Annotated in this window: 22 protein-coding genes; 20 read left to right on the top strand and 2 right to left on the bottom strand. The window is 63.3% G+C overall.

What is annotated here, in order from left to right:
- Window positions 1-37: 37 nt before the first annotated feature.
- The 14 genes from NKJ06_RS01820 to NKJ06_RS01755 all read left to right on the top strand — a co-directional run bounded on the left by NKJ06_RS01820 (window position 38) and on the right by NKJ06_RS01755 (window position 14,135).
- Window positions 38-1,651 (top strand): extracellular solute-binding protein, encoded by a 1,614-nt coding sequence (locus NKJ06_RS01820; RefSeq protein ID WP_352808719.1) that lies wholly within the window; start codon window positions 38-40, stop codon window positions 1,649-1,651.
- A gap of 81 nt (window positions 1,652-1,732) precedes the next feature.
- On the top strand, window positions 1,733-2,593 hold the full coding sequence (locus tag NKJ06_RS01815) for a carbohydrate ABC transporter permease (RefSeq protein WP_352634079.1): 861 nt from the start codon (window positions 1,733-1,735) through the stop codon (window positions 2,591-2,593).
- Window positions 2,590-3,549, top strand: coding sequence for a carbohydrate ABC transporter permease (locus NKJ06_RS01810; RefSeq protein WP_352634078.1), 960 nt, complete (start codon window positions 2,590-2,592; stop codon window positions 3,547-3,549). Before NKJ06_RS01815 ends, NKJ06_RS01810 begins: the two co-directional genes overlap by 4 nt.
- Window positions 3,546-4,637 carry an ABC transporter ATP-binding protein gene (locus NKJ06_RS01805; RefSeq protein ID WP_352634076.1) on the top strand — a complete coding sequence of 364 codons (1,092 nt, stop codon included), beginning with the start codon at window positions 3,546-3,548 and terminating at the stop codon, window positions 4,635-4,637. Before NKJ06_RS01810 ends, NKJ06_RS01805 begins: the two co-directional genes overlap by 4 nt.
- A gap of 1 nt (window position 4,638) precedes the next feature.
- On the top strand, window positions 4,639-5,700 hold the full coding sequence (locus tag NKJ06_RS01800) for an ABC transporter ATP-binding protein (protein ID WP_352808715.1): 1,062 nt from the start codon (window positions 4,639-4,641) through the stop codon (window positions 5,698-5,700).
- Window positions 5,701-5,735: 35 nt separating this feature from the next.
- On the top strand, window positions 5,736-6,821 hold the full coding sequence (locus NKJ06_RS01795) for a Gfo/Idh/MocA family protein (RefSeq protein ID WP_352634073.1): 1,086 nt from the start codon (window positions 5,736-5,738) through the stop codon (window positions 6,819-6,821).
- Window positions 6,822-6,876: 55 nt separating this feature from the next.
- Window positions 6,877-7,791, top strand: coding sequence for a sugar phosphate isomerase/epimerase family protein (locus NKJ06_RS01790; RefSeq protein ID WP_352634072.1), 915 nt, complete (start codon window positions 6,877-6,879; stop codon window positions 7,789-7,791).
- 58 nt (window positions 7,792-7,849) lie between these two features.
- Window positions 7,850-8,794, top strand: coding sequence for a sugar ABC transporter substrate-binding protein (locus NKJ06_RS01785; protein ID WP_352634070.1), 945 nt, complete (start codon window positions 7,850-7,852; stop codon window positions 8,792-8,794).
- Window positions 8,795-8,853: 59 nt separating this feature from the next.
- The gene (locus NKJ06_RS01780) at window positions 8,854-9,858 is read left to right on the top strand and encodes an ABC transporter permease (protein ID WP_352634068.1); all 1,005 of its coding nucleotides are present in this window, start codon (window positions 8,854-8,856) and stop codon (window positions 9,856-9,858) included.
- A 2-nt stretch (window positions 9,859-9,860) separates the two neighbouring features.
- The gene (locus NKJ06_RS01775) at window positions 9,861-10,637 is read left to right on the top strand and encodes an ATP-binding cassette domain-containing protein (protein ID WP_352634107.1); all 777 of its coding nucleotides are present in this window, start codon (window positions 9,861-9,863) and stop codon (window positions 10,635-10,637) included.
- A gap of 16 nt (window positions 10,638-10,653) precedes the next feature.
- Entirely contained in the window at window positions 10,654-11,835 is a 1,182-nt protein-coding gene (locus NKJ06_RS01770) for an aldose 1-epimerase family protein (RefSeq protein WP_352634066.1), read from the top strand.
- Window positions 11,836-11,884: 49 nt separating this feature from the next.
- A complete protein-coding gene (locus NKJ06_RS01765; RefSeq protein WP_352634065.1) occupies window positions 11,885-12,967 on the top strand; it encodes a fatty acid desaturase family protein in 1,083 nt (360 codons plus the stop codon).
- A 17-nt stretch (window positions 12,968-12,984) separates the two neighbouring features.
- Entirely contained in the window at window positions 12,985-13,299 is a 315-nt protein-coding gene (locus tag NKJ06_RS01760) for a MocE family 2Fe-2S type ferredoxin (RefSeq protein ID WP_352634063.1), read from the top strand.
- Between the two features lie 35 nt (window positions 13,300-13,334).
- Entirely contained in the window at window positions 13,335-14,135 is an 801-nt protein-coding gene (locus NKJ06_RS01755) for a 3-methyl-2-oxobutanoate hydroxymethyltransferase (RefSeq protein ID WP_352634062.1), read from the top strand.
- Here NKJ06_RS01755 and NKJ06_RS01750 read toward each other — a convergent pair.
- Together NKJ06_RS01750 and NKJ06_RS01745 are read right to left on the bottom strand one after the other, a co-directional pair.
- The gene (locus NKJ06_RS01750) at window positions 14,100-15,617 is read right to left on the bottom strand and encodes an HAL/PAL/TAL family ammonia-lyase (RefSeq protein WP_352808711.1); all 1,518 of its coding nucleotides are present in this window, start codon (window positions 15,615-15,617) and stop codon (window positions 14,100-14,102) included. The two genes, NKJ06_RS01755 and NKJ06_RS01750, sit on opposite strands and share 36 nt — an antisense overlap.
- Entirely contained in the window at window positions 15,614-16,615 is a 1,002-nt protein-coding gene (locus tag NKJ06_RS01745) for an ornithine cyclodeaminase family protein (RefSeq protein ID WP_352634058.1), read from the bottom strand. Before NKJ06_RS01745 ends, NKJ06_RS01750 begins: the two co-directional genes overlap by 4 nt.
- A gap of 121 nt (window positions 16,616-16,736) precedes the next feature.
- On the opposite strand from NKJ06_RS01745, the gene NKJ06_RS01740 reads away from it, so the two are divergent.
- The 6 genes from NKJ06_RS01740 (at window position 16,737) to NKJ06_RS01715 (ending at window position 25,271) form a co-directional block, all read left to right on the top strand.
- Window positions 16,737-18,170: a DHA2 family efflux MFS transporter permease subunit gene (locus tag NKJ06_RS01740; protein ID WP_352634056.1), complete on the top strand. Its 1,434-nt coding sequence runs from the start codon at window positions 16,737-16,739 to the stop codon at window positions 18,168-18,170.
- A 270-nt stretch (window positions 18,171-18,440) separates the two neighbouring features.
- Entirely contained in the window at window positions 18,441-19,427 is a 987-nt protein-coding gene (locus NKJ06_RS01735; RefSeq protein WP_352634055.1) for an ABC transporter permease, read from the top strand.
- A gap of 62 nt (window positions 19,428-19,489) precedes the next feature.
- Window positions 19,490-20,518: a sugar ABC transporter substrate-binding protein gene (locus NKJ06_RS01730; protein ID WP_352634053.1), complete on the top strand. Its 1,029-nt coding sequence runs from the start codon at window positions 19,490-19,492 to the stop codon at window positions 20,516-20,518.
- Window positions 20,519-20,599: 81 nt separating this feature from the next.
- The gene (locus NKJ06_RS01725) at window positions 20,600-22,723 is read left to right on the top strand and encodes an ABC transporter permease (protein WP_352634051.1); all 2,124 of its coding nucleotides are present in this window, start codon (window positions 20,600-20,602) and stop codon (window positions 22,721-22,723) included.
- Window positions 22,720-23,775: an NHL repeat-containing protein gene (locus NKJ06_RS01720; protein WP_352634050.1), complete on the top strand. Its 1,056-nt coding sequence runs from the start codon at window positions 22,720-22,722 to the stop codon at window positions 23,773-23,775. The genes NKJ06_RS01725 and NKJ06_RS01720 overlap by 4 nt, the downstream gene beginning before the upstream one ends.
- A complete protein-coding gene (locus NKJ06_RS01715) occupies window positions 23,775-25,271 on the top strand; it encodes a sugar ABC transporter ATP-binding protein (protein WP_352634048.1) in 1,497 nt (498 codons plus the stop codon). Before NKJ06_RS01720 ends, NKJ06_RS01715 begins: the two co-directional genes overlap by 1 nt.
- The last annotated feature ends 240 nt before the right edge of the window (window positions 25,272-25,511 follow it).

The raw sequence follows: 25,511 nt of genomic DNA, 5'->3' as shown, positions 1-25,511 counted from the left end.
GTCGTGGAGGAAACGTGACCCTGAGGGAGGAGTTTCAATGTCTGACTTGATCCGCATCTCGCGGCGTCGCTTGCTGACGTCCGGAGGAAAGGCGGCCGTGATCATGGCCGCCACTGGCATTGCGCCGCAATTCATTCGTCCCGGCCGAGCCTATGCGGCCGACGCGCTGGCGCCAGGCATGATCGGCGGCCCGACGGGCTTCGATGGTGCCGAGCGCTATCAGTATGGCGCCGACACGCCGGAAGGCCGCGCCATCGAGGCGGCCAAGGCGCTGAAGGACGCCGGCAAAGCGCCGGCCAAGATCGTGCTCGGCCTGTCGGATGGCTCGATCGGCCAGCTCACACAGCCGTTCCCGGCCGGCGCGCCGTCGATCAAGGACCTGTGGGAAAAGGAGACCGGCATCCCGATCGAAATCGTCGGTCTGCCGAACGGCCAGGAATTCACCAAGACGATGCAGGACATCTCCACCAAGGGTGGGGCCTACGACATCTACTCGACCGAGTGGAACCGTCTCGGCGATCTCGCCGAAACCGGCGGCATCGCCAAGCTCGACGACTTCGTCGCGCAGCACAAGCCCGAATGGGACGATCCGGTGACCGGCTATGTCAACGGCGCCAAGGGCGTGTCGCTGCTCAACAAATATCGCGGCTCGAACTATGGCGTGTCGCTGGACGGCGACTTCCAGACCTGGGTTTACCGCAGCGATCTGTTCGGCGACGAAGCCGAGAAGAAGGCCTTCAAGGACAAATACGGCTACGATCTGGCGCCGCCGAAGACCTGGAAACAGCACGGCGACATCGCTGCGTTCTTCCAACGCCCGGACAAGGGACTGTTCGGCTCGACCGACCTGCGCAACCAGGGCTGGGGCTACACCAACTGGTATCAGCGCTATGTCTCGATGGCCTCGCCCAACCAGTTCCTGTTTGGCGACGACGGCAAGCCGATGATCAATTCCGAGCAAGGCATTGCCGCCACCAACGAATATGTCGCGTCGCTCGCGCATCATTCGCCGGATGCGATCTCCTGGGGCTGGCCGGAGCAGTACGGCAATTTCGCCAAGGGCGGCGCGGCGATGACCTGCGCCTTCTCCAACCTGCCGAAATTCCTCGACAATGCCGGCAACAAGGACTCGGCTGTCACGGGCAAGATCGGCTCGATGCTGCCGCCCGGCCGCGAGATCGACGGCAAGCTGATCAGCCGTTCCGTGCTGTGGTTCTCGTTGACCGGCATGGTCTCGTCGCAGTCGAAAAACCAGGAGGTCGCCTATCTCCTGCTGCAATGGCTGGGTTCCGCCCGCATCTACGCCTGGATGAGCGCCAACCCCGGTGGTTATCTGGACCCGTTCCGGCTGTCGGATTTCTCCGATCCGCTGGTGCGCCAGACCTATCACGCCTACCACATGGACGTGGTGCGCGAGACGGTGGCACGCACCGTGCCGACCATCAACTATCCCGGCGCAACCGCCTTCCACAATGCGCTCGACGAGAACCTCATGGCGGCGCTGACCAAGGCAAAGACATCAGAGCAGGCGATGGCCGATACCGAGGCCGAGTGGAAGAAGATCGCCCGGCGCACCGGCGAGGACAAATTGCTCGAAGCCATCAAGACCAACAAGGAGGCCTGGCCGACAGTTCTCGATCCAATCGTCTGATCCTTCTCCCTGGATCACACCGAAGGAGGGGAGGAGCTTGCTTCTCCCCTCCGCCCACAACGCCACCAGCAAAGCCGCCAGATGAAGCGTTCGATTCCTTTCGAGATATTCCGCTACGCCGCGATCTTCGCAGCCATGGCGGTGACGCTGGTGCCAATCCTGTGGATGGTATCGATGGCGTTCAAGCCGATCGCGGAATGGTCAGCGACCGGTGCCGACCTGACATGGTGGCCGAAGAACCCGACGCTCAGCAATTTCCGTTTCGTCTTCGGCGAGTCGACCAACAATCTGATCGTCGCGCTCGACCGTACCGCACTGAAGCCGATCCTCTCATCGCTGCTGTCGGCGGTTTTCGGCACGGTGATCGCCATGTCGGCGGGTACTGCCGCGGCTTATGGACTGTCGCGTTTCGGCTCCGGCCAGAACCTGCCGCTGGCGTTGATCCAGCTCAGGCTGTTTCCGCCGATGGCGGTCATGATCCCGGTGATGATCATGTGGGCCTTTCTCAACTTCACCGACAGCTGGTGGGGGCTGGCGCTGATCTACGGCATCGTCACCTTGCCCTTCGCCTTCTGGCTGATGAAGACTTTCTTCGACGACATGCCGCGCGAGATCGAAGAGGCGGCGCTTGTCGAAGGCTGTTCGCGGCTGCGCGTCTTCACCCGCATCACGCTGCCGATGATGCGCGCGCCGCTGGCCAGTGCAGCGCTCTTCGTCTTCATCCTCAACTGGTCGGATTATCTGATCGCGCTGCTTCTGACGACGCGCGAATGGGTGACGATCCCGGTCTACATGGCTTCGCTGTCGTCCTCGATGACCGGGCAGCTCTATGGCGCCAAGGCAGCGCTCGGCCTGATCGCTGCCGTGCCGCCGGTCATCATGGGCATCGCCATCCAGCGCCATCTGGTGCGCGGGCTGACTTTCGGGGCACTCAAGCAATGAGCGCGGTGACTGCCATGATTTCAGGGGACAAGATGAATGCCGTCGGAGCAAGGCCGGTTTCGCGCGACGACGGCGCAAGGCTGGGTTTCCGGCTGACGCTGCCGGCGCAAATCCTGGTGCTGTTCATCTCGGCCTTCCCGCTGTTGATGCAACTGTACATCAGCGTGACTGATTGGTCGCCGCTCTCAGGCCTTGGCTGGTGGAACGCCTGGTCGCTGTGGAACAGCTTTGCCAACTACACCGACCTTGCCGCCGATGCGCGCTTCTGGAGCGCGCTGAAGCGCACGGCCATCGTCATGATCGTCTGCGTGCCGGCGGAGTTCCTGCTGGGGCTGGCGCTGGCGACGCTGTTTGCCGACGATTTTCCGGGCAAGCGCATATTCTACTCGGTCCTGCTGATGCCGATGATGGTGGTGCCGGCGGTGGCCGGCTACATGTTCTTCATGCTGTTCCAGTCGGGTGGTCCGGTGAACGACATATTGTCGGCGCTCACCGGCTCGACTGTCACCATCGCCTGGCTGTCGGATCCGACCTTGGCGCTGATCGCGGTCATGGTCGCCGACATCTGGCAGTGGACGCCGCTGATGTTCCTCATCCTGCTCGCCGGCCTGGTCGGCGTGCCGGAGGACCAGATCAAGGCGGCGACGCTGCTCGGCGCCAATCCGTGGCAACGCTTCGTCACCATCGTGCTGCCGAAGATGAAGACGATCATCATCATCGCGCTGGCGATCAGGGTGATCGAGAACTTCAAGATCTTCGATACGCTCTACATCATGACCGGCGGCGGTCCCGGCGTCGCCACCGAGACCATATCCGTCTACATCTACAAGCTCACCACGCAGGATCTGATCTGGGGTTATGTGGCGGCGATCGCGCTGGCCATATTGATCGTGCTCTCGATCGTCGCGGTGTTCGCCATGAAGCGCATGGCGCGGGCACGCGAGGTGACGGCATGAGCGCGATCCACCTGCAGAACCTGGTCAAGAAATTCGGCGACTTCACCGCGCTGAAGACGATGGACCTGGCAATATCAGACGGCGAGTTCATGGCGCTGCTCGGGCCGTCGGGCTGCGGCAAATCAACGACGATGAACATGATCGCTGGCATGGAGGAACCGACCGGCGGCAAGATCCTGTTTGGCGAGCGCGACATGGCCGGCGTGCCGATGGGGCGGCGGGGCGTCGGCTTCGTATTCCAGAACTATGCCATCTTCACCCATATGACGGTGCGCCAGAACCTCGCCTACGGGCCGAAGATGCACGGCACAGCGAAAGCCGAGATCGACCGCCGTGTTGGTGCGATCGCCGAAATGCTGCAGCTGGCACCGCTGCTCGACCGCAAGGCCGACCGGCTGTCGGTTAATATATTGCAGCGGGTGGCGATCGGCCGATCCGCAATCATGGAGCCGGCGATCTTCCTGCTCGACGAGCCGCTGTCCAATGTCGACGCCGCTTTCCGGGCTGTCATGCGCACCGAACTGAAGCAGCTGCAGCGTCAGTTCCGCCAGACCATGGTCTACGTCACCCACGATCAGCTCGAGGCGATGACCATGGCCGACCGCATCGCGGTCATGGATCATGGCGTGCTGCAGCAGGTCGGCACGCCGCTCGAGGTCTACAACGATCCGGCCAATGTCTTCGTCGCCCGCTTCATCGGCGCGCCGGGCATGAACCTGCTCAAGGGAAGACCCGCGGAAAGCGACCGCGGGCTGGTCATCGATCTCGGGCCGTTGGGCATCACCCCGCCGCTACCGAGTGATCTCGCGGTGGCTATGCGCGGCGCGCGCGGCGAAGTGCTTTACGGATTCCGGCCGGAACAGGCGACGCTGGTGGAGAATGGTCAGGGTCTCGCCATGCAGGTCACCTTCGTCGAACGGATCGGCGCGCGCACCATCGTTCACCTCGGGCAGAGCGAGGCTGCCGTAAAAACGGTGTTCGACAATGATGTCGGCCTGGCGATCGGCGACACCGCCATCGTCGCACCCACCGTGTCGTCGGTGCGCGTCTTCGACGCCGCTACCGGCCTTGCGATCAAGGCAGGTTGAGATGGCCGATATCGTCTTTCGCAATGTGACCAAGCGCTACGGCAATACGCTCGCCGTCGACGACGCTTCATTCACGGTCAACGACAATGAGTTCTTCTGCTTCTTCGGGCCGCCGCTGTCGGGCAAGTCGACCATCCTGCGTCTGGTGCTAGGGCTGGAGACGCCAGACTCGGGAGAAATCCTGATCGGCGGCAGACCGGTCAACACGGTGTCGCCGGCCGAGCGAAACGTGGCAATGGTTTTCCAGAACCTGGCGCTGTTCCCGCATATGAGTGCGCTCGACAATGTCCGCTTCCCCCTTGTCGAACGCCGGATCGCCGAGGTCGAGATCAAAAGGCGGGTCGCCGACGTCGCGGCGAAGCTGCATATCGGCCATATCCTGCACAAGCCGCCGGGACAGCTTTCTGGCGGCGAGCGTCAGCGCGTGGCGATCGCGCGTGCGCTGGTGCGCGATCCCAACGCCTATCTGATGGACGATCCGATCTCGGCGCTCGACGCCAGGCTACGCGAAGAGACGCGAGTCGAGCTGAAGCGCATCCAGCGCGAGCTCGGCAAGACGCTGATCTATGTCACGCACGACCAGGAAGAGGCCATGTCGGTCGCCGACCGCATCGCCATCCTTGAGGATGGCAGGATCATGCAGATCGGTGCGCCGGCCGAGATCTATGACCGTCCGGCCAGCACTTATGTGGCGCGGCTGCTCGGCTCGCCGATGATGAACATCCTGAAATCGGCGCGCGGCGAGGGCGGTGTCGAGGCGGCCGAAGGCACGATCCGCATTGCCGACAAGGCGGCTCCCGCCGATGCCGTCGAGATTGGGCTCAGGCCGGAAGATATCAAGGTTACACCGTGGGCGGATGGGGGCTCGGGCCGCCCGGCGCGGGTGTTCGAGGTCGAGCCGCTTGGCGGCTATACCGTGGTGACGCTCGCTGCCGGGCAGGCGCGGCTAAAGGCAGTGCTGCGCGGCCAGCCCGACATCCGGCCCGACGCCATGGTGGCGATATCCTGCGAGCCGGCCCGCGTGCATTATTTCGGACAGAGCGGGGGAGCGCTGGCACGATGACGGCGGCCGCAAGAAACGAGCTTCGGGAGGATCAGATGGTACACAAGGGCTTCGAGCCGGACGTGAAGGTCCGCACGAAGGAATATAGGATCGGCTGCGTCGGTGCTGGCATGATCATGGCCGAGTGCCATCTCGCTGCCTACAAGGAAGCTGGATTCCCGGTGGTGGCAATCGCCTCGCGCACCAAAGCCAGTGCCGAAAAAGTGGCGGCACGCTGGGCCATCCCGACCGTGCACGATACACCGGAACAGCTGATCGAGGACGAAAATGTCGAGATCATCGATCTTGCCTTTCCGCCCGACCTCCAGCCGGCGCTGATCCGTCACGCGCTGAAGCAGAAGCACATCAAGGCGATCCTGGCGCAGAAGCCATTGGCGCTGTCGGTCGAGGAGGCGGTCAAGCTGCGCGACGACGCGGCGAAAGTCGGCAAGATCCTCTCGGTCAACCAGAACATGCGCTACGACCAGTCGATGCGCGTGCTGAAGCAGATCATCGACAGTGGCGCGCTGGGCGACATCGTCTTCGCGCAGATCGACATGCATGCCATCCCGCACTGGCAGAGCTTCCTCGAGGATTACGATCGGCTCACGCTTGCCAATATGAGCGTGCACCATCTCGACGTGCTGCGCTTCCTGTTCGGCGACCCGGATGAAATCACCACGCTGACGCGCAAGGATCCGCGCACGAAATTCGACCATTCGGACGGCATTACCGTGTCGACGCTGCGCTTCCCTTCCGGCGTTCTCGCCGTGTCGCTGGAGGATGTCTGGTCCGGTCCGCGCCAGGACGGCTACAAGGACGACCAGCATATCAACTGGCGCGTCGACGGCACCAAGGGGGTCGCCAAGGGCACCATCGGCTGGCCGACGGGAGCGGCCTCGACGCTGACCTACGCCTCGACCGAGACCACAGGCGGCGAGTGGGTCAGCCCAAGCTGGGGCACGATGTGGTTCCCACATGCCTTTATCGGCGTGATGGAACAGCTCCAGCACGCGGTGAAGACCGGCACGCCGCCGGCGCTGTCGGTGGCCGACAATGTCAAGACCATGGCGCTGGTCGAGGCGGGCTACCGCTCGATCGACGAAGGCCGCACGGTCAAGCTTTCAGAAATCGCTACCTGATCACCGCAACTGAAACACCAGACAACTGAATCGCTTACAGGGAGGAATTCACATCATGATGCAGGCAGGTATTTTCACGGGTTATTTCCCGTACGGCCTCGAAGAGACGGCGAAGAAGATCCGCGGGCTCGGTTTCAACACGGTGCAGCTCGACCTCCACTTCAAGGATATCGACCTGTCGGCCGGTCAGATCACCAGGGACAAGGCGAAGACGGTGCGCGACGTCTTCCGCGACCACAATCTGCCGGTCTGCTGCGTGTCGGGCTATACCAACATCATCCACCCGGACAAGGCGGAGCGCGACAAGCGCGTTGGCTATCTCAAGGAGATCATCCGCAACGCTCGCCATTTCGGCTCGCCTTACGTGATCTCGGAAACCGGCACCTACAACACCGAGTCCGACTGGGTGCATCACCCCAAGAACAAGACCGAGGAAGGCTTCGAGGAATGCCGCAAGGTGATCGCTGATCTTGCCCAGACGGCCTATGACCATGGCGCGGTCTTCCTGCTCGAAACCTATGTCAACAACGTTGTCGGTTCGGTCGAGGAGACGGTCAAGATGTTCGCGCAGGTCGATCATCCCGGCCTCGGCCTCTTGATGGACCCGACCAATTATTTCGAGACGCACAACATCGACAGGATGGACCAGATCCTGAACCAGGTGTTCGACACGCTGACCGACAAGATCAAGATTGCCCACGCCAAGGACGTCAAGCGTTCGGGCGGCGACAAGTCCGAGAAGCACGCCGATATTGGCGACGAGGATGCGCTTGAAAGCCACACGTTCCGTGGCGTCGGTGAGATCGAACTGCCGGCCCCTGGCCTCGGTTCGCTGAACTACGACCTCTATCTCCAGCGGCTGGCGGAAAAGCATCCGAACATTCCTGTCATCATCGAGCATCTCTCGGAAGACGACGTGCCGCGCGCCAAGAAATTCCTCGACGGGAAGTTTCGCGCCAACGGTCTGTGACGGTCACCGCGCGCCGTCGGTTTGCGGCGGCGCGGCTGCAAGCAAGGGAGGAAGAAAAATGTTGAAATTCGCATTGAAGCTGACGGCTGCCGCAGCGCTGCTCGCCGGTATCGCGCTGAGCTCGCCGGCGATGGCGCAGGATGGCCAGAAGACCTTCTATCTTCTGTCGCATGGCGGTCCGTCGGATGCGTTCTGGCTTGACTGGAATGCCGGCGCCACCAAGGCCTGCGACCAGCTCAAGGTGACCTGCAAGATCTCTTTCAGCGGCGGCGACATGGCGGCGCAGAAGGAAGCCTTCAACTCCGCCCTTGCAGCCAAACCAGACGGCATCGCCACCACCTCGGCGCAGCCGGGTCTGTGGACGGAAGAGGTGAAGGCGGCCAAGGCGGCCGGCATCCCGATCGTGTTCTTCAACACCGACGATCCGGCGACCGGACGGCAGGCCTATGTCGGCGCCGATCTCAAGGAGGCCGGCGTCATTTGGGCCAAGTATCTCGTCGACCACAAGATGGTGAAGCAGGGCGACAAGGTGTTCCTGCCGGTGGAGGTGCCTGGCGCCAGCTACCAGCAGCTGGAGACCGAGGGCATCGCCAATGTCTTCGATCCGCTCGGCATCAAATATGATGTGGTCGATTGCGGCACCGACCCGGCCGGAATCATCGCCAAGATGACCGACTACATGGTCGCCAACAATCCGCCGGCGATCATCGCGCTCGGCGATTCCGTGGCGGCCAGCGTCAAGCGGGTGTTCGACGGCGCCGGTGTTCCTGCCGGCAAGATCCCGGTCGTCGGCTGGGGCAATTCCAAGGAGACCGCGGAAGCCGTCAAGTCCGGCTTCGTCAATGCGGCCGCCTGGCAGTTCCCTTCGGCGCAAGGCTTCATGCCCGTGGCACTGCTCGGGCTCGCCGCGTCGGGCGAGCCGATCGGCTACGACATCCACACGTTCAGCCTCTACGACGCCTCGAGCGTCGAACCGATCCTGAAACTCTACAACACGAAGTGAAAAACCGGTGTCCGCGGCGCAAGCCGCGGGCGTCTCTTCAAAGCATGGTTCAAGCAGTCATGACGATCGCAGCAGAAGACGAAATGCCTGTCGGGAAACGCAGATCGAGCCTCTTGCGCTCGCCGCAATTCTCCTCGCTCGTCATCCTCATTGTCCTCCTTGCGGTGTTCGCCATCGCCGACGCCAATTTCCTGTCGCCGCTCAACATCTCCAACATGATGGCGTTCCTGCCCGAACTCGGCATCATCGCGCTCGGCATGACGCTGCTGTTGACGGCGGGCGAGTTCGACCTGTCGGTCGGCGCGGTGTTCGGGCTGGCACCCGTGGTAGTGATGCTTCTGGTGCAGAACGGCGGCGTGGATATCGGTGTCGCTCTTCTGGCCGGGCTTCTGCTGTGCATCGCGATCGGCGCCATCAACGGGCTGATCGTCACCAAGATCGGCATTTCGTCCTTCCTGGTCACGCTGTCGATGCTGCTCGTCGTGCGCGGGGCGGCGCTGTATATCACGCAGGGCTTTCCGCTGAAATCCTGGGATCAGCCGGGCTTCTTCGTCACGCTGCTGGCCGGCAGCTTCAATGTCGGTTCTTTCCGGTTTTACACTTCGCTGTGGTGGTTCATCGGCCTGTCGCTGTTGGCGATCTATATCCTGCGCTATGCCAAGCTCGGCAACTGGATCAGCGCCATCGGCAGCAATCGCAATGCGGCAGTAGCGCGCGGCGTGCCGGCCGACGCCGTCAAGGTCTGGCTGTTCATCCTGACCTCGGTTCTGGCGGGACTGGCCGGCATGATCAGCGCCTTCCGCATCTCGGCCGCCTCGCCGGTGGCCGGCACCGGCTACGAGCTCGAAGTGATCGCCATGGTCGTGGTCGGCGGCACGGCGCTGACCGGCGGGCGCGGCACCATCCTAGGCACCATCGTCGGTGCGCTGATGCTGCGCGCCATCCGCAACGGCATCGTGCTGATCGGTGTGCCTGGCCTGGCCTACAACATCTTCGTCGGCGTCATCATCCTGGCGATGCTCATCCTGCACGCTTTGCTGCAGAAGAACGCCGCAAGGAGCTAATGATGGAAGTGCTTCGGCTGCAGAACCTGCAAAAATCCTTCGGTAGCGTGCGCGCGCTGAAGAACGCGTCCTTTGCCCTCAACGAGGGCGAGGTGGTGGCCTTGCTCGGCGACAATGGCGCCGGCAAATCGACCCTTATCAAGACGATCTCCGGCGTGTTTCCCGTCGACCGTGGCGATATCTTTGTGCGTGGCGAGAAGGTCTCGATCCGCTCGACGCGCGATGCAATGGATCTCGGCATCGAGACCATCCATCAGGACACGTCGCTGGCGCCGGACCTCAGCATCGCCCGCAATCTGTTTCTCGGCCGTGAGCCGGTCAAGCTGAAATGGCTGGGCGTGTTCGCGCCGCTCGATCTCGCCAAATTACGCGATGCCGCCTCGGCACTGCTGAAGCGCGTCGGCATCTCGAAAAAGCTCGATGCCGATGCGCTGGTCTCAACGCTGTCGGGCGGCGAGCGCCAGTCGATCGCGATTTCGCGCGCCATGCAGTTCGCCGCCAAGGTCATCATCCTCGACGAACCGACCAACAATCTCGGTGTCGAGGAAACCCATGGCGTGCTGCGCTTCGTCAAGGAGGTGCGTGACGCCGGCCATTCCGTGCTTTTGATCACCCACAACATCCATCACGTGTTCCAGGTCGCCGACCGCATCATCGTCATGCGCAGGGGCGAGATCGTCGCCGAGCAGACGGTTGCCGATACTGATCTTCTGACCGTGGAAAGCATCATCACCGGTGCCGACATGTCGGCCCTGCTGAAAGAGACGAGAGCGAAGTGAAGAAGTTGGCCGTCACATGGTAGAACTTTACGGCAAGACGCTTTCGCGCCGGCAGGTGTCGGAACGTTCGGGCATGCTGTCGCAATTTGCCGGCGTGCGGCTGATGACGCTTGGTGACGGGGTGGAACGCGGCATCCGCATGCTGGAGTTCCGCACCGGCTCGGGCCTGCGCTTCACGGCGCTGGTCGACCGGGCGCTCGATATCGCCGACTGCGACTATAGGGGACAGGCGATCGGCTGGCATTCGCCGAGCGGCTTTCGAAACCCCGGCCTGCACGATTACGAGGGGGAAGGCGGGCTGGCCTGGGCGCGCTCGTTTTCCGGGCTGCTGGTCACCTGCGGCCTCGATCACATATTGGGCCGGGAGGAAGTGCCGGTCGATAGCTACAATTATCCGGGCAGGAAGACCGTGGTGCATTCGCTGCACGGCCGCGTCGGCACCATTCCGGCGCGGCTGACCGGTTATGGCGAGGCCTGGGACGGCGACCGCTGCGTGCTGTGGGCCGAAGGCATCGTCCAGCAATCGGCGGTGTTCGGCGAGGACCTGCATTTGTTGCGGCGCATCGAGGCCGATGTCGGCGGCAACGAGATCCGGCTGTCGGACCGCGTCGTCAATCACGGCTTCAACCGTACGCCGCACATGTATTTCTACCATGTCAATGTCAGCCACCCCTTGCTCGATGAGGGCGCACGCTATCTGGCGCCGATCCGCGACGTCGTCTGGGCCGGCCATGATGGCGAGCGCTACGAGGCGCAGAAGGTCGGCTACCGCACAGTGCCCGCGCCGCGACTGGGTTTCAGCGAACAGGTTTGGCAGCACGACATGGCGGCGGACGGCAATGGCGAGGTGCCAGTGGCTGTTGTCAACGACCGTCTCGGACTTGGCTTCGAGGTCGTGACCCGCAAAGAGCAGCTGCCTTGCGCCTATCAATGGCAGAATTTCCAGGCCGGGCAATATGCGCTGGGCATCGAACCCTCGACGCATCATGTGCTCGGCAATCTCGCGGCGCGCGAGCGCGGCGAGATGATCTGGCTGGAGCATGGCGAAGGCCGCTCTTATGATGCGGTATTCCGGGTGATCGACGGAGCCAGCGCGATCGCTGCTGCCGAACGGAGGATCGTCTCGATCGCCAGGCAACCGCAACAGGATTATCCTGCGCCGTCGCGCAACTTTCCGAGACTGGCAGGCAGGGCATGATGCGAAACGAATGCTCCGGCTGGCGGGTCGGATATCGGAGGTCGATGTGATGGGAAAAAAGCGCGACTACAGCCTGGTCGGCGAAAGCACACGCATCGCTATCGAGACCGGATTGGCCTCGGCGGAGTGGTACCACACCGACGTTCCTCGCAAGGCGATGAAGGAGCTGATGCAGCGCTCGGACGGGCCGGCGATCCGCGACACGATCATCTGGATATCAACCATACTGGGCTCCGCCGCCGGTATGATCTGGTTCTGGGGCACGTGGTGGGTGGTGCCGTTCCTGGTCGTCTACGGCGTGCTCTACGGGTCCTCCAGCGACTCGCGCTGGCACGAGTGCGGTCACGGTACCGCCTTCCGCACCCGCTGGATGAGCGATGTCGTCTACCAGATCGCCAGTTTCATGCTGATGCGCAATCCGGTGACCTGGCGCTGGAGCCATGCCCGCCACCACACCGACACGATCATCGTCGGCCGCGATGCCGAGATCGCTGTGATGCGTCCGCCGGACCTCTTGCGCGCCGCGCTTGCCTTCACCGGCATTCTCGATTTCCGCTATTCGCTGCCCACACTGGTGCGCAATGCGTTCGGCAGCATCTCGCCCGACGAGAAGAGTTTTATCCCCGAGATGGAGCTGCGCAAGGTGGTCACCGCCGCGCGCTGGCATATCGCCATCTATGTCGCGGCGATCGCGCTGGCGCTCTATTTGTGGTCGTTCCTGCCGCTGGTGCTGATCGGCTTGCCGCGCCTCTACGGCAGCTGGCACATGGTACTGACCGGCCTGCTGCAGCATATCGGGCTGGCCGACAACGTCACCGACCACCGGCTGAACACGCGCACCGTCTACATGAACCCGATCAGCCGCTTCATCTATTGGAACATGAACTACCATGTCGAACATCACATGTTCCCGATGGTGCCCTATCACGCGCTGCCGAAGCTGCACGAACTGATCAAGCATGACCTGCCGGAGCCCAATCCATCGATGTGGCATGCCTATCGCGAGGTCTGGCCGGTGCTGATCAAGCAGCTCCAGTACGAGGACTACTTCCTCAAGCGCGAATTGCCGCCGACGGCGCGGCCGTACCGCGAGGAGTTCCACGCGCTGACCGTTCCGGCGGCGGCGGAATAGAGCTGCAGGAGACAGAGATGGGCGACTGGGTTGAAGCGTGCGCCGTCGACGATATCGAGGAAGAGGACGTCATCCGTTTCGACCACGGCGGACGCACTTTCGCCATCTATCGCAGCCCGGATGACGAGTACTTTGCCACCGACGGCTATTGCACGCATGAGAAGGCGCATCTGGCCGACGGGCTGGTGATGGACGACATCATCGAATGCCCCAAGCACAATGGCCGCTTCAACTACAAGACAGGTGTCGCCAAAGGCGCGCCGGTGTGCGTCAATCTCAAGATCTATCCAGTGCGCATCGAAGCTGGCAAGGTCATGATCGAGATCGGCTGACCTGCCGCACCAAGTAACAGAGGGAACCCCTTTCGATGAGCCGAAAAAGACCGACCGTCGCCGACCTGCGCGCCATGAAGGGCAAGCGCCAGTTGACCATGCTACGCGTGCTGACGATGGACGAGGCCGAGGCCGCCGAGCGGGCAGGTGTGGACATCGTCTCGGTGCCGCCCGAACTGGTGCTAAACCCGCAATACCGCGATGCAGCACCCAGCCTGTTCACCATGCCGGGAGACAATTTCTACGAGATCGGCACATCGGATGATTTCCTACGCTGGGCCTTCCGGCTCTACAGGGCTGGTGCCGACGCGGTCTATTGCAGCGCCGGCTATGCCACGATCAAGCGGATGGCGGATGATGCCATTCCGGTTATCGGCCATGTCGGCCTGATCCCGTCGCGGGCCACCTGGACCGGTGGCTTCAAGGCGGTCGGCAAGACAGCCGACACCGCCATCCAGATATTCGAAGCGGTAAAGCAGCTGGAGGCCGCCGGCGCCATCGGCGCCGAAATCGAGGTGGTGCCGGTCGAGGTGGCGAAAGCGATCTCGGAGCGGACATCACTGATCATGCTGTCGATGGGGGCGGGCACCGGCTGCGACGCGCAGTATCTGTTCGCCGACGACATTCTCGGTCAGAACAGGGGCCACATGCCCCGCCACTCCAAGGTCTATCGCAACTTCGCCGCCGAATATGACCGGCTGCAGGCCGAGCGCATCGCCGCGTTCTCGGAATATGTCGCCGACGTCAACAGCTTGGCCTATCCCGAGGACAGGCATGTCGTGCATATGGATCCGGGCGAACTACGCCTGTTCCTGGACAAGGTCGGCCGGGCTTGAGGCCGTCTGCCAATTTCCACCCGCGAGCACCGCGTAGAGCGCTTCGGCGTCGATGCCGAGCGGCCGATCCTCCTTCAGGGTCGGGATCAGCTTACGTATCGCCGCGTGAATAGCGGCGGTGCGTGGCGCCAGGGCGAGCCCTTCACGCAGGTCAACCGCCTGTGCCGCTGCCATCAATTCGAAGGCGATCAGCCGCCGCCACAGCACGATCATCCCGGCGCATTTCGCAACCGCCAACGGCGTCTGCGTGGCGTGATCCTCTACGCCTTCCGACACTGGCAGGAAATCGAGCATGACCGGATTGGCCTTGTGGCGGATGGCGGCCAGAATCGATGTCGCCGTCTTCTGCAGCGGCACGAAGCCGGCCGAAGCGCCGCCGATCGGCGACAGATATTTCGGCAGGCCGTTGCGGCCCGAGCCAGTGAGCTGAATGAAGCGGGCGGCACTGGCGGCGGCACATTGCGCGATTGCCAGGCCGAGTGTCTCGAAGGCGAGCGAGAGTGCGGCGGTGTGGAAATTGCCGGTCGACAGCACCAGCTCGTCGTCGCCAAGCACCAGCGGGTTGTCGGCGGCGGCGTTGAGTTCGATTTCGACGGCATGTCTCGCCTGACCGATTGCCTCGATCAGGGCGCCGTGGATCGACGGCATGCAGCGGATCGACAGCGGGTCCTGCAAGGTGGTCGGCGCTGGCGCCTCGTCGCGGGCGAGCAGATCGTGAAGCGCCTTGGCGGCTTCAGCTTGTCCGGCTGCCGGGCGAGCTACCTGCAGGCGCGGATCGAGGATGGTGCGGTTGGCACCAAAACCTTCCATGGTCAGGGCGCCGGCCTGCTGCTGCTGGGCAAGGGCCGACAGCGCGGCCGTCATCGCAAGCGCGCCGCTGCCGGCGGATACAGCCGAAGCGTTGATCAGCGACAGCCCGTCCTTGGGCGCCAGGCTGACGGGGGCGAGGCGGGCCATCATCAACGCCTTGGCCGCCGGCATGCGACGGCCCTGATAGTCTGCCTCGCCTTCGCCGGTGAGCATGCGGGCGAGTGCCGTCATCAGCACCAGATCGCCGGCGCCGATCGAGCCGAGCGACGGCATGACAGGATGGACGCCGGCATTGAGCGCGTCGACCAGAGCGATGAAGACGGAAGGCGAAAGGCCGGAGCCTCCGGCTGAAAGCATCGCTGCGCGAGCGACCATGGTTGCCCGCACGGCTTCGACCGGCAGTGCTTCGCCGACGGCGCCGCTGCGCCCTTCCAACAGCTGGCGCTGGAAGGCGCCGGCGTCGCCCTCGACCGCCGTGCCGAGATTGGCGCCGAGCCCGGTGTTGAGGCCGTAGATCTGCTGACCGGACGCGGCAGCCTGGTCGAGGGCGTTTCGTGCTTTTTCAAGCCTGCCGATGACATCAGGTCCGATTTCCACCTTGCGCGCTTCGCGGGCGACCGCAGCGACATCGCCGACGCTGACACCGGCTCCGGTGAGGACGAGCGTACTCATGCGAAGCGCAGCCTCTGGCCGACGCCATGCGCTTGCGCCTTGGCCAGCATCGCCTTGCCCAGTGCGATGTCGGACAGCGACAGGCCGCGGTGCCAGAACAGGATCGTTTCGTCGTCGCTTTCGCGACCGGCCTTGAGGCCGGCGGCGATCTGGCCGAGTTCGGCGTGCAGCGTCTTTTCGCTCAGCCGTCTGGTCTCGACATGAGCGCGCAGCGAGCCGAACTTGCCGCCCTTGCACTGGCCCCAATCGTCAACGACCATCTTCTGCATGATATCGGTCAGCGACAGCTCGACGGCACTCATCGTGCCATAAGGCACAACCAGCGCGCCGGGCTTGATCCATTCGGTTTTCAACAACGGTTGCGGCTCCGGCAGCCGCGATGCCTCGACGACGATGTCGGCGCCCTCGATGCAGCTCTTCCAGTCGGCCGCCGACGTAACCTTCTTGCCGAGATCGGCGGAGAGTTTGGCGGCAAAACCGTCGCGGCTTTCCGGCCGGCGCGAATGGACGCGGATCTCGTCGAAGTCGAAGAGATGGTCGAGCAGGCGCACATTCCAGTAGGCGGTGCCGCGCGCGCCGATATGGGCCAGCACCCTGGAATTCTTGCGCGCCAGATGCTTGGCGCCGATTGCGGTGACGGCGCCGGTGCGCATGTCGGTGATGACGGTGGCGTCGAGGATGGCGCGCGGCGTGCCGGTACGCGGATCGAACAGATTGAGGATACCGAATTCGGAAGGGAGCCCGTGCAGGTAATTGTCGACGTAGTCGCCGACGATTTTCACGCCCGCCGTGTCGAGCGGCGCGACGTAGCCGCGCAAGACGTTGAAATGACCGTGGAAGGCCGGGTCCGGCTCGAGATGGACGCGCGGCTCGATCACCGTCTGGCCCTTGCCTTGCGCCACCAGGCCAGCCTCGACGGCGGCAATGATTTCACCATCGGTCATGGCAAGGGCGTCGATGTCGAGGGCATTGAGGTAGTCGATGTAGATGGGCTTCATTTGACGCGCACACTTTCCTCGGCCACCCCGCTCATCCCATAGCAGGCCGCCGCGCGACACGAAAGTTTGTTGCCCTGTCTCTGGACGCGGCCGGCCAAATGCTGTTCAAACCGGTTCCGTCATGACTGCCATTCCCGAGACTGAAGCCTTACCCGAAACGGCCACCAATGCGCGGCGCGTGGCGCTGATCGTCGCCATCGCGTTCTTCATGCAGTTGCTGGATTCGACGATCATCTCGACCTCGCTGCCACAGATGGGCGAGTCGTTCGGCGTGTCGGCGGTGGCGATGAGCATCGGCATCACCGCCTATATGCTGACCATGGCGGTGTTCGTGCCGCTGTCGGGCTGGCTCGCCGACCGGTTCGGCGCCCGCAACATCTTCCTGCTGGCGATCGTCCTGTTCACGCTGGCATCGCTTGCCTGCGGCTTCTCTGAAAATCTGACCCAGTTCGTTGCCGCACGTGTCGTGCAGGGGCTGGGCAGCGCGCTGATGACGCCGGTCGGACGCATTCTCGTCTTGCGCAACGCGTCGAAGTCCGAGCTGCTCAACGCCACGGCGCTGATCACCTGGCCGGCGCTGTTTGCGCCGGTGGTCGGGCCGGTGCTCGGCGGCTTCATCACCACCACTCTGTCCTGGCACTGGAATTTCTTCATCAACATCCCGCTCGGTGTGGTCGGGCTGGCGCTGGTCGCCCGCTTCATTCCCGGCGACCGTGAGGCCGACCCCAAACCGCTGGACTGGCCGGGCTTCGCGCTGACATCGGCCGGGCTCGCCTTGCTGCTCTACGGCCTCGAGCGCATCGCGCATCCGGAAGATGGTGTTCTGCCGACCGTAACGCTGATCGCCGCCGGGATCGTCATCGGCTGGCTGGCGGTGCGGCATCTCAGGCGCGCGCCGCATCCGCTGCTCGATCTCTCGTCGTTCAAGGTGCTGACCTTCGCCATATCGACGCTTGCCGCCGGCACCATCTTCCGGGTGGCGGTCAACGCCACGCCATTCCTGCTGCCGCTGCTGTTCCAGGTCGGCTTCGGCCTCAGCCCTGTCGATGCCGGCATGATGATCCTTGCCTACTTCCTCGGCAATCTCGGCATGAAGACTGTGACGACGCCGACGTTGCGCCGCTTCGGCTTCCGCTCGGTGCTGGTCGTCAACGGCCTGATCGCCTCGGCGGCGATCATGCTCTGCGCTGCAATCTCACCGCAGACGCCGCAAGCGCTGGTGGTGGCGCTGATGCTGATCGCCGGCCTGTCGCGTTCGATGCAGTTCACCGCGCTCAACACACTGGCCTTCGCCGATATCGATGCGGCGCAGCGCAGTTCGGCGGCGACGTTGTCCTCGATGCTGCAGCAAGTGGCGATGCTGTTCGGCGTCGCGGTGGCGGCGGCGATCCTCAATCTGTCGCAGATCGTCAGGGACCGGCCCGCTCTCGACCTCGTGGATTTTCGAATCGCCTTCCTGGCAATCGGTGCCATCGGGCTGGTGGCGGCGTTGCGTTTTCTCGCGCTGCCGCCGGGTGCGGGCGCCGAGGTTTCCGGCCACGCATCGGGGAATTGAGATCGATTTTTTGCGCCTGATGCGGAGATAAATTCCGCCTTGTGCTTTCGTCTTGAAGCGGACCTTTCACCGGCAGCCGCAATGGCGGAACCGATTGCCAAAAATGCAGAGTTTTCCATGCATTGCGCCAGCTTCGGCAATCGATGCGTCCACTCGGTGAATATCGCTGCCAGCCCGGGTTCTGAACGCGGATTCATTTGACGAACCGCCGCTGAGCCGATTAGCTTTCTTCCCAGGGATGGCCGCGCTGCCATCGGGGCAAACGCAGACATGAACACGATCGGCTGGCCGAACTTCAGGAGCCTTAATCAGGAAGGCATTGTCTTTGCCATCGCCGTGGTGCTATTCGTTGCCGCTGCCATCGGCCTGCCGGGCTTCATCGATCCCAACAACCTCGTCGCCATCATCCGCTCCGTGTCGGTGCTTGGCATATTGGCGCTTGGCATGGCCGTCGTCATCATCGGCCGCGGCATCGACCTCTCCGCTGTGGCAATCATGGCGATGTCGGTCGCCTGGTATCTGCAACTGCTGAATTCGGGCACGCCGGACGGGCTGGCCTTCGCCTATGTGCTGGCCGGTGTGCTGGCCATCGGCCTGCTCAACGGCTTTCTCGTTGCCTATGCCGATGTGCCGGCGATTTTCGTGACGCTGGCCACCGGCTCCTTCGTCTTCGGCTATGTGCGCTCGCAGCTGATCACGCAGGACGCCGTGCCGGTGCCGCAGGGCCACTGGGTCGAGCTGCTGGGCGGCCTGCGCTTCCTCGATATTCCCATTGAGGTGTTCGTGTTCGCCGGCCTGGCGTTCCTGTTTTTCCTGTTCCTGCGCTACACCAAATGGGGCCGCTACATCTATTTCGCCGGCGACAATCCGGTGGCGGCGCGCAACATCGGCATTCCGGTGCGGCCGATGCTGGTGCTGCGCTATGTGCTTTCGGCCTTCGTGGCCCTGATCGCCGGCTTGCTGACGGCAGCCAGCCTGCATTCGATCAACACCCGCGTCGTCAATTCGACGCTACTCTATGACATCGTGCTGGTGGCGGTGATCGGCGGCATCGGCCTGTCCGGTGGGAGGGGCGGCGTGCGCAACGTGCTGGTCGGTGCGGCGCTGATCGGCATCCTGCTCAACGCCATGACCATCATCGACATTCCGTTGCTCTACCAGAATTTGATCAAGGCGGCGATCCTGCTGGGGGCGATCATCGTCGACGGCATCATCAATCCACGTGACGAGCAGACCGCACAGCAAGGCGACATTTAGGGGTACCCGGTCCGATCCATCCCGACTGGCCGGCAATGAAAATCGAAACGAGAGGATCTGACATGAAATTCATCAGGACATTGATGGCCGCCGCCACGGCGCTTGCCGTTACCGCCTTCGTGGCGCCCACCTTTGCCGCCGACGATCCCGGCCCGGCCGCCTACGCACAGGCACTCAAGGGCAAGCGTGTCATGCTGGTGCCGCTGGCGATGGGCTTCGACCTGGCGCAGGGTTGGGCGCACTATCTGAAGACCGAAGTCGAGGCCTGGGGCGGCGTGTTCGAAACGCGCGACCCGAACTGGGTCGTCGATGCCGGCGCGCAGGCGATCACCGACGCCATCTCGTCGGACACCAGGCCGGATGTGCTGATCATTCACGCGCCTGACCTCAATTCCTATTCCAAGCTGATGAAGAAGGCGCAGGCCGCCGGCACTTATGTCATCCTGGTCGACAATCCCGCCAACTTCCCGGCCGACGCCTTTATCGGCAGCGACTGGGATCGGCTTGGCCAGCTCGAGGCCGAAGCGGCGATCAAAGGCTGCGGCGAAAACTCGTCGAAGAAGATCGGCTTGGTGCAGGGCGATCAGGCCAATTCGTCGAGCCTCTATCAATATGCCGGCATCATGAAGGTGCTGGACAAGCATCCCGACTTCAAGGTGGTGGCCAAGCCGGATTCAAACTGGGACGCGACGACGTCGCGCAACGTGACGACGACGATGCTGCAGCAGAACCCGGACATCTGCTCGATCATCGACTTCTGGGATGGGGACGCCACCGGCGCATCCGCCGCGATCCGCGATGCCAAGCTCGACGGCAAGGTGTTCCTGGTCACCACCGGCGGCGGCGAGAAGGCGGCCGACTGCGACAAGCTGCAGGACGGCACCTACGGCGCCGTGGTGATGACCGATCTTGCCCGCCAGTCGGGCGACATGAACGCCATCATCAAGTTCCTGCTGCAGAGCGGCCAGCCGGCCGGCACCTCGCACACCTACATCTACACGCTGGAGAAGGCGACGACCAAGGCCGACCTCAAGCCCGACAGCTGCTGGGACCTGAAGGCGCTGCAGGCGCAAGCGGCGGCTGCAAAGTAAGCCGAACTTTTTGACTGAAGTATCAACGAGGTGGCCGGAACGACCCGGTCACCTCGTTCCCTCATGGAATAGCAGCAGCCGATGTCCTTTCGCGAACGCCTCCAGTCCTGGCGCTACAATCTCGTGCCCGACCATGTCGTCGGCGAGATCCTGACCAAACGCTGGACCGACAACGCCATTCCGTTCCTGGCGCTGGTGGCGACGCTGGCAACTTTCGGCTCGATCATTCCCGGCTTCTTCAAGCTGACGGCGCTGCAGGAATCGACCCGGCAGCTCGGCGAATTCTCGATGGTGGTTACCGGCATGACAGTGGTGATGCTGGGCGGCGGCATCGACCTGTCGGTCGGCTCGATCTTCGCGCTGTCCTGCTTCTCCGCCGTCTATGTCTTCTTCATCCTCGAACAGTCGATCTGGCTGGCGATGGCTGCTTCGCTCGCCACCGGCCTCGTCTTCGGCGCCATCAACGGCTATCTCGTTGGCTATCTCAGGCTGCGCGCCTTTCTGACCACGCTGGTCACATTCATCTTCGGGCGGGCGCTGTTCGACATCCTGATCACCACCTACGCCGCCGATGTGCAGCTCTCGACCGCCACATCGGACGTGCTCGACTTCATCGGAGACAGCACCTTCTGGGGGCTCTCCGTTTCGGTGTGGCTGGCGATCATCCTCGCCATCGTCACCCATATCGCGTTGACGCGTTCGCGGCCGGGCTGGCACGTGCTGGCTGTCGGCGGTTCCAGGCGCTCGGCGCACAATGCCGGCATCCGCGTGCGCCGCACCGTGTTCATGACCTATGTCTTCTCCGGCTTCTGTGCCTCGATCGGCGGTTTCCTCATCGCCTGCCGGCTGAGTGGGGCAGGGCCGGGCACCGGCCTCAACCTCGAGATCATGGCGCTGACGGCGGCGGTGGTCGGCGGCGTCAGCCTTGGTGGCGGCCGCGGCTCGGTGATCAAGGGGCTGATGGGCGCCATCATCGTCTTGACCATGACCAACGGGCTGATCCGGCTGGGCTACGGCACCGGCACCAACCAGATGGTGCTCGGCATCATGCTGGCGGTGGCGGTGACCATCGACATCCGCTGGCTGAAGAACCGCCACAAGGTGCTGAACGAGGTCTATGTCGCGCCGGTCTATCTGAAGATGGGCGAAACGCAGTCGGCCGCGCCCGGCTCCGGCACATCATACGAACTCGACAACAGGCTGTCGGCCGCCGACCATATCGGGCTTGGCGAGCTGGAGGGGCCGGAAGACGTCATCCTCGACCGCGACGACAATCTCTATTGCGGGACGCGCCATGGCGAAATCGTCCGCTTCTTCGCGCCAGACTATGTCAAATCGGAAGTATTCGCCCACATCGGTGGCTTCCCGCTGGGCCTCGCCTTCGACAAATTGGGCAATCTGATCAGTTGCGTCGGCGCGATGGGGCTCTATTCCGTCTCGCCTGACCGGGAGGTCAAGCGCCTGTCGGCCGAAACGTCGCGCTCGTGGACCTCGATCGTCGACGATGCGCGGCTGCGCGATCCCAATGACTGCGACATCGCACCCGATGGCCGCATCTATTTCACCGACTCGACCAAGCGTTACGACGCCCATGACTGGGCGCTGGATTCGATCGAAAACCGCGCCACCGGCAGGCTGCTGGTCTACGATCCCAGGGATGGTTCGACGAAGACTTTGCTCGACGGCTACCGCTATACCAATGGTGTGTGCATGGCGCATGATGGCAAGTCGCTGTTCTTCGCCGAAAGCTGGGCCTGCCGGGTGCATCGCTACTGGCTGGAAGGGCCGAAGGCTGGTACCGCCGAGTGCGTCATCCGCGACATGCCGGGCTACCCCGACAACATCAACCGCGCCTCGGACGGCAATTACTGGATGGCGTGGCTGGGCATGCGCACGCCGAGCTTCGACCTGTCGCTGCGCCATCCCGATATGCGCAAGCGCATGACGCGCCGGTTGCCGCAGGACGAATGGCTGTTCCCCAACATCAACACTGGCGGCGTGGTGAAATTCAACGAGAAGGGCGGCATCGTCGAGGCGATGGGCGACCTCACCGGCGGCGCGCACCCTATGGTCACCTCGATGCGCGAGCACAAGGGTTTTCTGTTCGTTGGCGGTATCCTCAACAACCGCATCGGCCGCTACAAGATTGCCGGCGCCGACCCGAACTGGACCAGCCCCGCTTCTTATTGGGGGGCAAGGCCATGATCCTTGATCCCGTGCTCGACCTGTTTCGCGGCAAGGCGGTGACCATCCCGCCGCTCGACGGCGCTTTTCGGCCCAATACGCGGCTGGACGATGCGCCGGCTTTTGCCGAACTGACGGAGCCGGACAATCTGCTGGTTTCTGGTGGTGGGCTGCTGGCCTCCAGCGGCAACGCAATCTATTCGCTTGCTGCCGGAACCGAGCCCAAGGTTGTCGAAACCTTTCCGTCTCCCGTCACGGCGCTGGCGCTGTCGCCATCCGGCGAACCGACCGTGGGGCTTGAAAGCGGCAAGCTGCTGATATCAGGCAAGGAGGTTTCATTACCGGCTGATCTCAGCTGCATCACCGCACTTGCCTATGCGGATGATGGCACGCTGTGGCTGGCCAATGGCTCGGCCGAGCACGCGCCCTCGCAATGGGCCGCCGACCTGATGAGGAAGGGAGCGTCCGGTTCGCTTTGGAAGCGGGATGCGGCAGGTGGCGGCTTCCGCAAAGTGGCCGGCGACATCGCCTTCCCCTATGGGCTCTATCCCGTCGGCAGGGATGTCCTGGTCAGCGAAAGCTGGCGCCACCAACTTGTCCGCTTCGATAGCGCGGCGGGCAAGCGCTCGACGGTGCTGACGCATCTGCCAGGCTATCCCGCGCGCCTGTCGCCCTCCGCCGATGGCGGCGCCTGGCTGACCCTGTTTGCGCCGCGCAACCGGCTGATCGAATTCGTGCTGCAGGAGACGCACTACCGCCAGGACATGCTGAGCCAAGTGCCGCCGGCCTACTGGATCGCGCCCGCGCTGGCCTCCAGCCGCAGCTTTCTCGAACCGCTGCAATGTGGCGGCATCCGCACCATGGGAATCCACAAGCCATGGTCGCCGAGCCGCTCCTACGGGTTGGTGGTAAAGCTCGACCAAGACATGCAGCCGCAATTCAGCCTACACAGCCGCGCCAACGGCACGCGCCATGGCATCTGCAGCGTGGCGGAAAAGGACGGCATCCTGTTCATCGCCTCCAGGGGCGGCGATTGCGTGCTGGCTGTCGACCTCGCGTCGGGAGGTTTTTGATGGAACCGATCGTTCGGCTGGAGAATGTCACCAAGAATTATCGCGGCGTGCCGGCGGTGAAGAACGTCAGCTTTGAGCTGCGCAAGGGAGAGATCCACGCGCTGCTCGGCGAGAACGGCGCGGGAAAATCGACGCTGACCAAGATCATTGCCGGTGTCGTCGACGCCACATCAGGCAAGATGTTCCACAAGGGCCAGGAGATCGCCTACGCATCGCCGCATGCGGCCCTGGAGGCCGGCATCGCGATGGTGTTCCAGGAGACCAGCCTGGTGCCGTCGATGACGGTGGCGCAGAACCTTTATCTCGGCACCGAAAAGTTCCTCAACCGGTTGCGCGGCACCTATATTTCGGCCCAACAATTCCTGCAGTCGCTGAACTTTCCGGTCGACCCGAACGCCATGGTGGCGACGCTGGGTGCCGCCAAGCGGCAGATGGTCGAGATCGCGCGCGCCGTCCACCACAATGCCGAGATCATCATCTTCGACGAGCCGACGGCGACGCTGACGCCGGAGGAGAAACGCCATTTCTTCGCGCTGATCCGCCGGCTGAAAGCGAACGGCGTCTCCATCGTCTTCATTAGCCACGCTCTGGAAGAGGCGCTGCTGATTGCCGACCGCATCACCATCCTGCGCGATGGCGAACTGGTGATCACAGATGACACATCGGCCTTCGACCGCGACCGGATCGTTGCCGCAATGGTCGGGCGTACCCTGTCGGGGCAGATCTACCGCCAGCGCGACGAAGCCAAGCTGCGCAAGGCAGGCAAGAAAGTGCTGTCGGTGCAGGACATCTCGATGAGCAATGTCGTGCGCAACACGTCGTTTTCTATCTTCGAGGGGCAGATCACCGGCGTGTTCGGGCTGATCGGCTCCGGCCGCACCGAGACCTTCAAGATCGTTTCCGGCATCTACAAGCGCGATTTCCTGCGCGGCGGCGCCATCGAGCTGGACGACAGGCCGGTGCGCTATCTCGTGCCGAGCGAAGCGGTGGCCGACGGCATCGTCTATGTCACCGAGGACCGCAAGAGCGAAGGCATCTTCGAGACGATGGGCATTGCCGAGAACCTGTTCGGCGGGCTGCTGGCGGCGGGCCGCGAAAAAGCGTGGGTGATCAACGCGCAAGAGATGCGCGTGCTCTCGGCGGAATGGACGAAGACGCTGAACATCAAGGCGATCAACGACAATGCCCGCGTGGTCGAGCTGTCCGGCGGCAACCAGCAGAAGGTGGTGATCGGCAAGGGCCTGGTGCAGAAGCCGCGCATCGTCATCTTCGACGAGCCGACGCGCGGCGTCGATGTCGGCGCGATCGCCGAGATCCACCAGATTATCAACCGTCTGGCCGACGAGGGCCTCGCCGTCGTCGTCATCTCGTCCTACCTGCCGGAGATCATGAACCTGTCCGACCGTATTCTTGTCTGCAGGCAAGGGCGTATTGTGGAGGAGTTTTCGCCGGCCGAGGCCACGGAGGAGAAGATCATGTACGCGGCCGTGCATTAGGTTTCTGGCTGGTGCGTACGTCGATAATTGGCCAAAACGTCCATCCCTTCGTCATCCACGGGCGAAGCAAGGAGCGTAGCGACGCGGCGCAGACCCGAGGATCCATGCCGGGACTCCGTAGCGCTGCTGCGGTGCAGAATTCTGCTCCGCTGCACTCTTCGGCAGAGGTCACGGAATGGATCCCAGGGTCTTCGCGACGGCGCTTCGCGCCTGCTTCGCCCTAGGATGACGAAGTTTAGG

Source organism: Mesorhizobium sp. M0293 (assembly GCF_040321735.1).
Classification (GTDB): Bacteria; Pseudomonadota; Alphaproteobacteria; order Rhizobiales; family Rhizobiaceae; genus Mesorhizobium.
The sequence above is the reverse complement of the archived record's forward strand: the minus strand, read 5'-3'. Positions and strand labels throughout refer to the sequence as shown.

Coding starts and splice junctions, on each gene's coding strand:
- NKJ06_RS01795 (WP_352634073.1), top strand. CDS start 5,736: ATGGTACACAAGGGCTTCGAGCCGGACGTGAAGGTCCGCACGAAGGAA.
- NKJ06_RS01785 (WP_352634070.1), top strand. CDS start 7,850: ATGTTGAAATTCGCATTGAAGCTGACGGCTGCCGCAGCGCTGCTCGCC.
- NKJ06_RS01745 (WP_352634058.1), bottom strand. CDS start 16,615: ATGAAGCCCATCTACATCGACTACCTCAATGCCCTCGACATCGACGCC.
- NKJ06_RS01730 (WP_352634053.1), top strand. CDS start 19,490: ATGAAATTCATCAGGACATTGATGGCCGCCGCCACGGCGCTTGCCGTT.
- NKJ06_RS01715 (WP_352634048.1), top strand. CDS start 23,775: ATGGAACCGATCGTTCGGCTGGAGAATGTCACCAAGAATTATCGCGGC.
- NKJ06_RS01740 (WP_352634056.1), top strand. CDS start 16,737: ATGACTGCCATTCCCGAGACTGAAGCCTTACCCGAAACGGCCACCAAT.
- NKJ06_RS01725 (WP_352634051.1), top strand. CDS start 20,600: ATGTCCTTTCGCGAACGCCTCCAGTCCTGGCGCTACAATCTCGTGCCC.
- NKJ06_RS01780 (WP_352634068.1), top strand. CDS start 8,854: ATGACGATCGCAGCAGAAGACGAAATGCCTGTCGGGAAACGCAGATCG.
- NKJ06_RS01775 (WP_352634107.1), top strand. CDS start 9,861: ATGGAAGTGCTTCGGCTGCAGAACCTGCAAAAATCCTTCGGTAGCGTG.
- NKJ06_RS01815 (WP_352634079.1), top strand. CDS start 1,733: ATGAAGCGTTCGATTCCTTTCGAGATATTCCGCTACGCCGCGATCTTC.
- NKJ06_RS01790 (WP_352634072.1), top strand. CDS start 6,877: ATGATGCAGGCAGGTATTTTCACGGGTTATTTCCCGTACGGCCTCGAA.
- NKJ06_RS01765 (WP_352634065.1), top strand. CDS start 11,885: ATGGGAAAAAAGCGCGACTACAGCCTGGTCGGCGAAAGCACACGCATC.
- NKJ06_RS01760 (WP_352634063.1), top strand. CDS start 12,985: ATGGGCGACTGGGTTGAAGCGTGCGCCGTCGACGATATCGAGGAAGAG.
- NKJ06_RS01720 (WP_352634050.1), top strand. CDS start 22,720: ATGATCCTTGATCCCGTGCTCGACCTGTTTCGCGGCAAGGCGGTGACC.
- NKJ06_RS01805 (WP_352634076.1), top strand. CDS start 3,546: ATGAGCGCGATCCACCTGCAGAACCTGGTCAAGAAATTCGGCGACTTC.
- NKJ06_RS01735 (WP_352634055.1), top strand. CDS start 18,441: ATGAACACGATCGGCTGGCCGAACTTCAGGAGCCTTAATCAGGAAGGC.
- NKJ06_RS01810 (WP_352634078.1), top strand. CDS start 2,590: ATGAGCGCGGTGACTGCCATGATTTCAGGGGACAAGATGAATGCCGTC.
- NKJ06_RS01750 (WP_352808711.1), bottom strand. CDS start 15,617: ATGAGTACGCTCGTCCTCACCGGAGCCGGTGTCAGCGTCGGCGATGTC.
- NKJ06_RS01800 (WP_352808715.1), top strand. CDS start 4,639: ATGGCCGATATCGTCTTTCGCAATGTGACCAAGCGCTACGGCAATACG.
- NKJ06_RS01820 (WP_352808719.1), top strand. CDS start 38: ATGTCTGACTTGATCCGCATCTCGCGGCGTCGCTTGCTGACGTCCGGA.
- NKJ06_RS01755 (WP_352634062.1), top strand. CDS start 13,335: ATGAGCCGAAAAAGACCGACCGTCGCCGACCTGCGCGCCATGAAGGGC.
- NKJ06_RS01770 (WP_352634066.1), top strand. CDS start 10,654: ATGGTAGAACTTTACGGCAAGACGCTTTCGCGCCGGCAGGTGTCGGAA.